Source organism: Undibacterium hunanense (assembly GCF_014284335.1).
In the GTDB taxonomy this organism is placed as follows: domain Bacteria; phylum Pseudomonadota; class Gammaproteobacteria; order Burkholderiales; family Burkholderiaceae_D; genus Undibacterium; species Undibacterium hunanense.
In genome coordinates, this window is the sequence record NZ_JACOGF010000085.1 from 1 (window position 1) to 258 (window position 258).

At 53.5% G+C, this 258-nt stretch carries 1 protein-coding gene; it reads right to left on the reverse strand.

The genetic code is table 11. The annotated features are described in order from the left end of the window. Positions 1 to 258: hypothetical protein (locus tag H8L32_RS27425; protein ID WP_186951029.1), on the reverse strand; the 258-nt coding region annotated here is incomplete at both ends.

Below are 258 nucleotides of genomic sequence, written 5' to 3' on the forward strand. Positions count from 1 at the left end.
CGTCCAGTGCAGATTGCGCTGTCAGTGCACCAGCATCGATGGAAACACCAACTGTTGCGTTGGCAACGTTGACGTTGTCGATCGCACGGATGGTCAGACGTTCGATGTGGGTGGTGGTGTTCGCAGCTTGATAGCTGTCAACCAGGGCATCAACGATGGTGTCATTCAACTGGATCTGGGACACTTGGGTGACTGCTGTGTCGTTGGTCAGTTCGATGTTACCGATGTTTTTGATGCCGTTGAAGTCGCCGATGGCTG